This window comes from Pseudomonas sp. SDO5591_S426 (assembly GCF_054070755.1).
The window spans coordinates 1-10,328 of the sequence record NZ_JBSVXD010000191.1; the positions used below are offsets into that span (position 1 = coordinate 1).

7 protein-coding genes and 1 rRNA gene are annotated in these 10,328 nt (G+C 59.2%); 3 read left to right on the top strand and 5 right to left on the bottom strand.

Going from position 1 to position 10,328, the window contains the following annotated elements:
• Positions 1 to 120: 120 nt before the first annotated feature.
• A 5S ribosomal RNA gene (gene rrf, locus ACW9JC_RS25340) occupies positions 121 to 236 on the top strand.
• 152 nt (positions 237 to 388) lie between these two features.
• Here the strand turns inward: rrf and ACW9JC_RS25345 are convergent.
• The 5 genes from ACW9JC_RS25345 to ACW9JC_RS25365 form a co-directional block, all read right to left on the bottom strand.
• Entirely contained in the window at positions 389 to 856 is a 468-nt protein-coding gene (locus tag ACW9JC_RS25345) for an SRPBCC family protein (RefSeq protein WP_457458383.1), read from the bottom strand.
• A 29-nt stretch (positions 857 to 885) separates the two neighbouring features.
• Positions 886 to 4,302, bottom strand: a complete 3,417-nt coding sequence (locus ACW9JC_RS25350) for an amino acid adenylation domain-containing protein (protein WP_457458385.1) — start codon at positions 4,300 to 4,302, stop codon at positions 886 to 888.
• Between the two features lie 13 nt (positions 4,303 to 4,315).
• Positions 4,316 to 5,245, bottom strand: coding sequence for a diiron oxygenase (locus ACW9JC_RS25355; protein ID WP_457458387.1), 930 nt, complete (start codon positions 5,243 to 5,245; stop codon positions 4,316 to 4,318).
• Positions 5,242 to 6,018, bottom strand: coding sequence for a DUF3050 domain-containing protein (locus ACW9JC_RS25360; RefSeq protein ID WP_457458389.1), 777 nt, complete (start codon positions 6,016 to 6,018; stop codon positions 5,242 to 5,244). The genes ACW9JC_RS25355 and ACW9JC_RS25360 overlap by 4 nt, the downstream gene beginning before the upstream one ends.
• A gap of 654 nt (positions 6,019 to 6,672) precedes the next feature.
• Entirely contained in the window at positions 6,673 to 7,383 is a 711-nt protein-coding gene (locus ACW9JC_RS25365) for a GntR family transcriptional regulator (RefSeq protein WP_448105874.1), read from the bottom strand.
• Positions 7,384 to 7,581: 198 nt separating this feature from the next.
• Between ACW9JC_RS25365 and lapG the strand changes: the two genes are divergently transcribed.
• Both lapG and lapD read left to right on the top strand, forming a co-directional pair.
• Positions 7,582 to 8,274, top strand: coding sequence for a cysteine protease LapG (lapG, locus tag ACW9JC_RS25370; protein ID WP_457458391.1), 693 nt, complete (start codon positions 7,582 to 7,584; stop codon positions 8,272 to 8,274).
• Positions 8,275 to 8,288: 14 nt separating this feature from the next.
• Positions 8,289 to 10,235, top strand: a complete 1,947-nt coding sequence (gene lapD / locus ACW9JC_RS25375; RefSeq protein WP_457458393.1) for a cyclic di-GMP receptor LapD — start codon at positions 8,289 to 8,291, stop codon at positions 10,233 to 10,235.
• Positions 10,236 to 10,328: the final 93 nt, after the last annotated feature.

The window sequence follows — 10,328 nt, forward strand, 5'->3', positions numbered from 1 at the left end:
TCATCGTCAAGATTAAATTCCGAAACCCCAATTGCGAAAGCAGTTGGGGTTTTGTCTTTATAGTAGAAGCATCAAGATTTCGCAGGCACGTCGTTACAGGCGGACCGGCACACCGAATTTCTTGACGACCATAGAGCGTTGGAACCACCTGATCCCATCCCGAACTCAGCAGTGAAACGATGCATCGCCGATGGTAGTGTGGGGTTTCCCCATGTGAGAGTAGGTCATCGTCAAGATTGAATTCCAAAACCCCTGTCTGCTAACGCAGACAGGGGTTTTGTCATTGTGGGGCTGTCAAAAGCCCCTAGAAGTAAAAAAGCCAGTCCCTGGGTTCAGGGACTGGCTTTTTTATGGACGCGTATTTACCCGATAGCGGCGAATTCAAGCTTTACGTAAACAGCTTGCACACATTGCTCATCGCATCATCGGCAAAACCCTGGACGAAATTCTTGAACCCCGGCAGCGCCTCGGCGCCGCCCTGAGCGGGTTCTGCAATGATGGTCCAGGTCGCCCGCGACTTGTCGGCATCCAGCGGCTCAACTCGCATCGCCGCCCACAAATTCGCTACGCCCAAAGTGTTATAGATCGTGGTCCAGGTCATGCTCAGCGTTTGATCGTCGCGGGAGTTGAGTTGCTCGACCACCAGGTTGCCGTCCTTGAAAAACTTCTTGCGCAGGGACGCCACTCCCTCGCCAGTCATTTCGATGTGCGACAGCGCCGGAATGAACCGGTCGAAACCGGAAAAATTACCGACAACGGCCCAGACCTCTGCGGCCTCTGCGGGGACTTCCACCGAGGACACGACGTGGCAGCCTTGCGGATTTTTAATCAGGGTATCGGGTTGTAGAGTGTTCATGGTTTTGCTCCGTGCTGGGTTGGGATGAATCAGATGAAATTGATTTCCTTGAGGTAGTCGCAGCCGCGCCGCAGCAGTGCCGGGGACTTTTCCGGATAGCGCGCGCCCATCTGCCTAACGCCGGCCTGGGCGTTGTCGTGACCAATCATCGAGATGTCGCCGATGTCTTCCTCGAAGCCATTGAGATAAAAACCGAGTACGCCAAACAGCGCGTTGTCGCTGTCGACCCGGTCGAGTTGCTGCTGCCAGTCGGCGACGCTGACCAGGGAGAACTCCCGCCCGGCTTCGCGAAAGGACGCCACATAGCTGTCCCAACTCAGTGGCTCGGGGTTGTGCAGGTTGAACACCGGTTTTTCCGGCTGATAACGGCTTGCATGGAAGGCGATGAAACGGGCGAGGAAATCCACCGGCATCAGGTCGAAATTCAGCGCGAACTCCGGTACTTGGCCGAGCTGGATCGAGCCCTTGAGCATCAACATCAAACGGTTCTTGTGCGGCTGGCACACACCCGTGAGGCTGTTGAAACTGATGTTGCCGGGGCGATAGAGATTGACCTGCACACCGCGTTGCCGTGCGCGTTCCAGGATTCGTTCGCCGACCCATTTGGACAGGTTGTAGCCGTTCTTGATGTAGATCGGCGGAGTCAGTGCGGCAGGCAGTTCAAGTACCCGGCCGTCGGCGGAAATCGTGCTGGACGCCGAGAGCGTCGAGACGAAGTTGAAGATCTTTTTACTGCGCCCTTCGCACAGCCGCAGGCATTCGAAAATCGGCTCGACGTTGTCCCGTGCCAGCGACTCGTAATCGAGGACGTGATTGACGTTGGCGGCGTTGTGCACCAGTGCGCCGAACTCTCGATCCAGTCGCTCGTAAACCTCGTCGGCCAACCCTAATTGCGGGTGCGTGATATCCGCTGCGTAGACCCGCACCCGACTCAGGTCCAGATGCTCCAGACGGTTCTCGCGCAACGCCTGTGCAAACCGCTCGACAGCCGATCGCCCATTGCCGTCGCGAACCAGGCAGGCGACTTCACTGGCGCCCCGCGCCAACAACGCTTCGACAATGTGCACACCGACAAAGCTGTTGGCGCCGGTAACGATCACTTTGTGCACATCGCCCATGCGGCTGATGGGCAACGCCTGCACATCCAGTGCGCGCGAGGCATCGGCCATCGCTTGTTCGCTCAATACTTCCTCGCTGCCGGAACCGCGCACCAGTGTTGCCAGTTTGGTGATGGTGGGCAGTTCGATGAAGCGGTTGATCGAAATGCTGCGACCGAACGCTTCGCGCAAACGCAGGAGCATGCGCGACAGCAGGATCGAGTGACCGCCCAGATTGAAGAAGCTTTCGTCGGTGGAAATATCGCTGGCCGGCAACTCCAGCAGCTCGGACCAGATCTCCAACAGCAGCGCTTCATCGGCGCTGGCGGGCAGGCGTCGGGTGGTGTTTTCGCTGACGCTGACCGGCAGTTCCAGCAATGACTTGCGATCGACCTTGCCATTGCTGGCGTACGGCATGCTCGGCAGTTCTGTCCACGCAACAGGCTGCATGTAGTCCGGCAGAAACTGCATGGCGTGTGCCTTCAGCGCATCACGAGCCGCGCCGGTCCGGTCTTCCTGAGGTTGGGCGAGGAAGGCCAGAATCCGCCGATGGTTGTCGATGACCACCGCCACCTGACGGTACAACTGGCTGTCACGCAGGCAGCGTTCGATCTCTTCCGGCTCGACCCGAAAACCGCGAATCTTCACCTGATTGTCGCGCCTTCCGCACAGTTCGATGCCTTCGCTCGTCCACCTCGCCATATCGCCGGTGCGATAGGCACGCAGTTTCTGGCCATCGGGCAAAGGCAGGTTCAGATAGCGTTCGGCGGTCTGCTGCGGGTTGTTCAGATAACCCAGGCACACGCCGGGACCTGCGATGTATAACTCACCGACCGTCTGCTCTGTCACCGGTTGCGAGCCCTCATCGAGAATCAGCACCTGACTGTTGGCGATCGGGTCGCCGAGTGTCCGGTTGTTATCGCCGGATTGCAGCCGTCGCGCGGTGATCAGCACCGTGGCTTCGGTCGGACCATAGAGGTTGTAGAGCTTGCCCTGGCGAGTCAGTTGCTGGATGACCCAAGGCTCGCAGACATCGCCGCCGGTCATTACGTGATCGAGGTTTTGCAGTTGTTCCAGCGGCAGAATGCTCAACAGCGCCGGTGGCAGAAAGGCATGGCTCAGTCGATGATGACGGATCAGCTCGACCAGTTGCAGCGGGTCGCGACGCTGGTCGTCGCTGGGTACGATCAGCTCGGCCCCCTGCAACAGGGTCGGGAAAATATCGATCAGCGACGAGTCGAAACTCAGCGAAGAAAACTGCAAAACCCGACTCTGATCGGTCAGCAGAACGTAGTCGGCGTACCACGCGCTGAAGTGGGCGAGATTGGCCTGGCTGAGCAACACGCCTTTGGGATGGCCGGTGGTGCCCGAGGTATAGAGCGCCATGCACGGCGCGGCGATGTCGGGGCGCTGGCGCATCAGCGGTAGAGCCGGATTCATCGCCTTAACGTCGATAGCGGTGATATCGAGGCCCGGCATTTCGGCTGCGAGCGGATGCTGCCCGTCATGCAGCAGCAACACCGCGCCGGCATTCGACAGGATGTACTGCTGACGTTGCAGCGGATGGCTCGGCTCCAGCGGCAGGTACACCGCCCCACTGCCCAGGATCGCCATAATCCCCGCATACAATGCGCTGCATTTTGGCAGGCAGATTCCCACCACCAACGGACCTTCATGCTGATCGAGCAAAGGCTGCAATCGTTGCTGGATTGCTCGGCTGAGAGCGTGCAGTTGGCGATAGTTGAAACTGGCGCCGGCAACGTTCAACGCCCGTCGCTCGCCACTCTGAACGAAGCGCTGTTCAAGTCGCTCGATCATCGGTACTTGAGCGAGTTCCAGCAGCCGTGGTTCAACCGTCGCATTGCGGCGATGAACGAACGCCAGGCATTCGAGAAACAGCAGGTTTTCAACCTTGTCGAAGTGAGCGGGAGCGGTGGGTTCGCAGAGCTGAAAATACTCGGCATCCCGGGAGTAACGGCTGACCAGCAACGCCACGTGATCCACCAGTTCCGCGACAGCTCGCAGACGCAACGACTGACCGTAGCCCGAAGGTTCATCGGCGATCGGCACACGAGTGAGCAGCGTGGAGCCGACGGTGCAAAGCAGGTCCAGCGAGGGCAATCCAGATGCGCCCGACTGGCCGATGCCCAGTTGCAGTGTCAGGTGCGGCGCATCATTGAAAATCTGCACAGGCAGGCTGGCATCATTGATCACAAGATCCGCATGCTCCGGTGCTCGCTCATCAAGTGTCGTTATCCGTGTCAGTGCATGACCGTGTTGTTCGAGTTCCAGCGCCAGGTCGGTCAGGGCCTGGCTTTGTCCAGCGAGCAGAATGTCGAGACGTCTCATGACGGGTTCCTCGTCAAATCAGGTAGTCGCTCAAGGCGTTTTGCACGCACGGCGAATCGAGCAGCGAACTGCTGCGGAAAAACCGCACGATGTTGGCCACCAGCGGGTGATGCCGGTTGATCGGGAAGGCCAACCCGGACACTTCGTTCTTGAGGGCTTGGCGTACGGTGTCGCTGATCTGCAAGGCGTCGATCAGGCGAAAGTCGAAGGACTTCTGGATGTCGTTGGTCAGGTAGTGACCGATGAACACCGGCAGGATGTGCGCGATGCATTGGCGGTCGTCGTCGCTCGCGGTGTGCCAGTAGATGCGCACCATCCGCGACCAGAATCCGGAGTGCCGGCCTTCGTCGAGCAAGTGGTCGGCCATCAAGCCCTTGATCGATTGCTTGACCGTGTCGTCCTTGGCGAACGCCGCCACATCGCCGGTTACGGTGTTCTCGGCGATGGCCACGCAGATCAGCTCCACGGCGCTGCGCAGATGCTCCGGCGCCAGCGCAATGGCCGCCGGAATCGCTCGGCTCAACTCGATTTCGTCGGGCAACCCGATGGGCGTGATGCCGGTCATGGCGACGGTCTGCTGCATGAAGTCCATCGCCACCAGCGCGTGGTAATCCTCATCCACCACCACGGTCATCGCGTCGTAGCGACAGGCGAACGGGAACGTCACGGCGAAGCGATTCTTGGCGATGCTGCGGGCGGTCTTGTCGACGATCTCGGTTTCGAAAATCACCACGTCGTTGATGAATTTGTAGAGTGTCTGCACCAGAGCGAAGTCGCGCTGCTTCGGGCATTCGCGCAGAAACGTCTCACTGAGCACCAGCGGTTGCCGGCTCAAGGGATAGATCAGTTTTTCGTCGTTCTCCAGCATGCGACGCGGACGGGTGCGGATGGTGGCCCGGCTCTCCCAGGCGTCGGCGAACGACAGATAGTCGGCGGCGTTCATGCGTTCACCTCCGCCAGTGATTCGTTCATGCTCAGGCGCAGGCCGTCCCACAGAGCAATGCGGCTTTCCACGGCCGCGATGGCGCTGGCGTACACGTCTGCTTCGCGCTGCGGATCGCCATCGACCAGGCGGGCGAGGAGTTTTTCCGCGGCGGGGCCGTGGTCCTCAGAATCGACTTCGATGTGCCGTTCGAGGTAGTAGCGAAAGGTCGGGGCCTGTTCGATGCCGATTCCCCAGTCGTCGAGAATGCGCTGGAACATCTGCGGGATCACACTTTCGCGACCATGCAGGAACGCCGCAGCAACGCTGTGGCCCGGCGCATGCAACGCGATGTGCAGCGTATGGCGCACGAACCGTGCGGCTGCCGGGTCGACCTCGACACTTTGCAACGCCACGTCGTAGCTCACGCCTTCCTGTTGCAGCGCCACGAAGCGCTCGACGGCGGCGGTACTCGCGCCGACTTCACGCATCGCATCCAGGTACAGCTCGAAATGGCTATAGTGACCTTGGGCCGGACGGTCATCGGATTCTTCACCCAGCACGATTTCATTGATCAACCGTGCCGCCTGCGGGTCTCGCGGTGGCAGCCAGGGCAATTGCGTGCAGGTCAGCTCCTGCTGCAAACGCTTGGTTAGCGACATGAAGTCCCACACCGCAAACACATGACTTTCCATAAAGCGCTGCAACACCGAAAGCGAATGTATTTCGGCGAAAATCGGGTGTGCACTCAGTTCGGCTTTCTTTTGTTCAAGATGCTCTTTAGTTGTTTTCATTGGCGAACCTATAAGTCGTCTGGTGTGAAGGTGCGATCAATCGATTTGTGCTGTTTCAAGTTTTATGTTGGCGAGCGGGCGCCTCAATCGAATTGATTGTTTTAGTTGTTTTCGTGTCTCTGCTCTGCGGCTTCGCAGCCAGCATTCAATGGCGGCGTAGAAAAGCTAGTTCATAAATAAAGTGCTAGGCAAGTTATTTTATTTAATATTTTAAAGTTTAACTTTCTCGGGTGTGACAAGTTTCAATAAGACTTTCTGTTCAAGTTTTATTTGGACGTGGCTGCTCCTTCCGTCTTATATAAGTCAGAATTTAAGATAAAGAGTGAATGCCTCACTCGAAGCAACTTTCTTATTGAACTCGTTGACGTTATCTGAGGGGGTGGAAGTTGGCCGGGGTGACGCCGATTCTTCCGTTCCCGTGACAAGGCTCCTTCCGTAGGTTCTTGGTGCAGGGACTGCTCCGCGCTGGCGGTGCGTCGCCCGTTCATTGGTGTCGGCACCCCAACAGTGAGCGTAATTCAAGGCAGCCGCTATCACCGAAGCCAAGGGAATCGGGGAAGGCTGTAGAGGAGGGAAATTTGTAAGCGGATCGTGCGGTTTCAGGCGGTCCGGTTGTTGCGCAGCCGAGAGGGAGCAAGCTCCCTCATCACCGATTTACTTCGAGGTTTTTCGGCTCTGGGCTTCAGGGCTGTTGAGGTAACGGGTGATGACCTCGACTCCACGGTTGAGGTGATGTACGAGCAACTTCACCGACCCTTCGACATCCCGCTCTTCGGCGGCTCGCAACATGGCCCGGTGATCTTCCTGGGACAATTTGCCCAGGCCCATGGCCTCCAGGTTGAAGCGCAGGAAGCGCTCTTCCTCGTTCAACCCGTCTTCCACCAGATTCAGCAGACGTTTATTCGGTGCCTTGCAGTAAAGCGACATGTGAAAGAGGCGATTGAGCCGGCCGATTTCGCTGTAATCGTGCTCCGTTTCCAACGCGTCGATGTAGCTGGCAGCCTGTTCCAGATCCGCGATTTCAAGCAACGGGACCGACAGGCGCAAGGCTTCGGACTCCAACAGGATGCGCAGGGCGTAGGTTTCCGCCGCATCGCCCTGCACCAGCGGCGCGACCACCGCGCCTTTATGGGCAACCACGTTCAGCAACGCCTGGGCTTCGAGTTGGCGCAAGGCTTCGCGCACCGGCATGCGGCTGACACCGAAAAGATCGGCCAGGTCCTGCTGACGCAGGGCAATACCGCAAGGCAGGCGGCCATCGAGAATGGCCGAGCGCAGGGTTTGTTCGATCACCGAGCGTGCCAGGTGAGCGGGAATCGGGCCGTTAACCTTGATACTGCTGAGGGGGTTGGGCTTTTGTGTCACTACTGCGCACCCTGAATGACTGAGTTATTTTTTTGGATCCAACTGACACTAGTAACACCCTGACACCTTGTCAAACGCGCAACAGAGCGCTTTCCCTTCAGTCTAGCGCGCCGTTGTGATCTCACCGTGCCATTGTTTTTTGCCGGGCTAACCTACACCATCAGCTGACTTCCACCTGCCTACCCTGGATGCCTCGCATTGGCGGTACGTTTCCCCATCTCCCGGATGTTGCGCTGGCTGTGCGGCGCGTTGCTGCTGGCCGCCATGATGCTGGGCAGTGTGCTGGCCGATTGGGATTTTTCCCTGATCAGCCGTCGGGCGCAGGCATTGTACGGACCTTTGGGTGAAGGTCAGCAGCGCATTGATGATTGGCAACACTTGCTGGCGACCCAGAAGCAGGTCAGCGAGCTGGAACAACTCAACCGGGTCAACCGGTTCTTCAACCAGCGTGTGCGCTACGTCGAAGACATCGACCTGTGGCACCAGACCGATTATTGGGAAACCCCGATCGAAGCCTTGTGGAAAGGCGCCGGCGATTGCGAAGACTACGCTATCGCCAAGTACTTCAGCCTGCGTCACCTGGGTGTTGCCAGTGACAAGCTGCGCATTACTTACGTAAAGGCGTTGCGCCTGAACCGCGCGCACATGGTGCTGACCTACTACGCGACGCCGGACGCCATGCCGCTGGTGCTCGACAGCCTGATCGACGATATCCGCCCGGCCAGCCAACGTACGGATCTGCTGCCGGTCTACTCTTTCAATGCAGAGGGGTTGTGGTTGCCGGGTGCGAAGGGCAATCAGAAGGTCGGTGACACCAAGCGCCTGTCCCGGTGGCAGGATGTGCTGAAGAAAATGCAGGCCGAAGGATTCCCGGTCGAGACGACTCACTAGGAGCACGCCCACAGATGTCATTGTTCAAACAGCTGTTGATCGCTATCTGTCTGTTCCTGGTCGTCGCCTTCACCGGCAGCTTCATGGTCAGCCTCGAGAGCTCGCGTACCCAATACGTCAACCAGTTGCGCTCCCACGCCCAGGACGCGGCGACGGCGCTGGCGCTGTCCCTGACGCCGAATATCGACGACCCGGCGATGACCGAGTTGCTGGTCAGCTCGATCTTCGACAGCGGTTACTACGCGAGCATCCGCGTGGTCGATCTGTCCAACGACAAGACACTGGTGGAGCGCAGCGGCATCCCGGCCGATACCCGCGTGCCGGACTGGTTCGTCAAACTGATCGGCCTGGAGCCCGCTGGCGGCGATGCGATCGTCAGCCGTGGCTGGGAGCAGGCGGCACGGGTCGAGGTGGTCAGCCACCCGATGTTTGCCCTGGCCAAGCTGTGGCAGAGCGCCTTGGGCAGTCTCGTCTGGTTGCTGATCTGCGGTGTGGTCAGCGCGATATTGGGCGCGCTGTTGTTGCGTCGGCAATTGAAACCGCTCGATTACATGGTTCAGCAGTCCCACGCCATTGCCCGTCGTGAGTTTCTCAGCCTGCCGCAACTGCCGCGCACGCCGGAATTGCGGCGCGTGGTGCAGGCCATGAATCAGATGGTCGAGAAGCTCAAGGCGCTGTTTCAGGAACAGGCCGAGCGCAGTGAAAAACTGCGGGTTGAGTCCTATCAGGACAACCTGACCGGTTTGGCCAACCGACGTTATTTCGAGATGCAATTGCACACGCGGGTGAGCAACCCCGAGCAGGCCAGCTCCGGTTATTTGCTGTTGCTGCGGGTGCAGGATCTGGCGGGCCTTAACCAGCGTTTGGGCGGTCAACGTACAGATGAGTTCTTGCAGGCAGTCGGCGAGCAGCTGTCTCGAGAGTGCGCTCGGTACCCGGAAACCCTGAACCTGGTCACACGGATTCGAGGTGGCGAATTTGCCGTGCTGGCGCCGGGGCTGGTGCGCGAAGAAGCGTTGCAACTGGCGCAGCACCTCGACAGTGCTATGGCCAGCCTGCATGCAACCGGCGCGACGGACGTGGCCTCGGTTGCCGCGATCGGGCTGGCGCCGTTCGTGTATGGCGACACCCCGCAAGCCGTGCTCGCACTGGCGGATCAGGCGCTGGCGCAGGCTGAGGGGCAGACCGATTCGAACTGGGTTTGCCTCGATCACCGCGCCTTGGCCGGTGTCGGCGACGATCACCATGCCTGGCACAACTTGCTGGATCAGGCGCTGAATCAGCGGCGGTTCATCCTGTTTTTCCAGCCGGTCGTGGCCAGTCAGGATCCGCAACTGGTGCTGCATTACAAAGTGCTTTCACGGCTGATCGACGACCAGGGTCAGAGCATTCCGGCCGGGCGCTTCCTGCCGTGGCTGGAGCGGTTCGACTGGACGGCGCGGCTGGATCGCCTGATGTTGGAGCTGGTGCTGGAGCAGATGGCCGACCACGAATCGTCCCTGGCGCTGAACCTGTCTTCGGCAACCCTGGAAGACCCGCAGGCGTTGAATACGGTTTTTGAATTGCTGCGCTCGCACTCCAATCTTGGATCGAGGCTGACCCTGGAAATCGGCGAAGAACAACTGCCCGACCAAGCCGTGCTCGAAGACCTGACGCGACGATTGCGTGAGCTCGGGTTCTCCTTGAGCCTGCAACATTTTGGCGGTCGCTTCAGCATGATCGGCAACCTGGCACGGCTCGGGCTGGCGTACCTGAAGATCGATGGCAGCTACATCCGCGCGATCGATCAGGAGAGCGACAAGCGCTTGTTCATCGAAGCGGTTCAGCGTGCGGCCCACAGCATTGATCTGCCGCTGATTGCCGAGCGGGTCGAGACCGAGGGAGAGTTGGCGGTGATTCGCGAGATGGGGGTGTATGGGGTTCAGGGGCGGTTGGTGGGTGAGCCGAAGCCTTGGGGGTAGGGCTTTGGGTTTTTAGTTGCCTGTGAGGCCGTCATCGCGGGCAAGCCCGCTCCCACAGGTTTTGGTGTGATGCACAAATTCTACGACCACCGG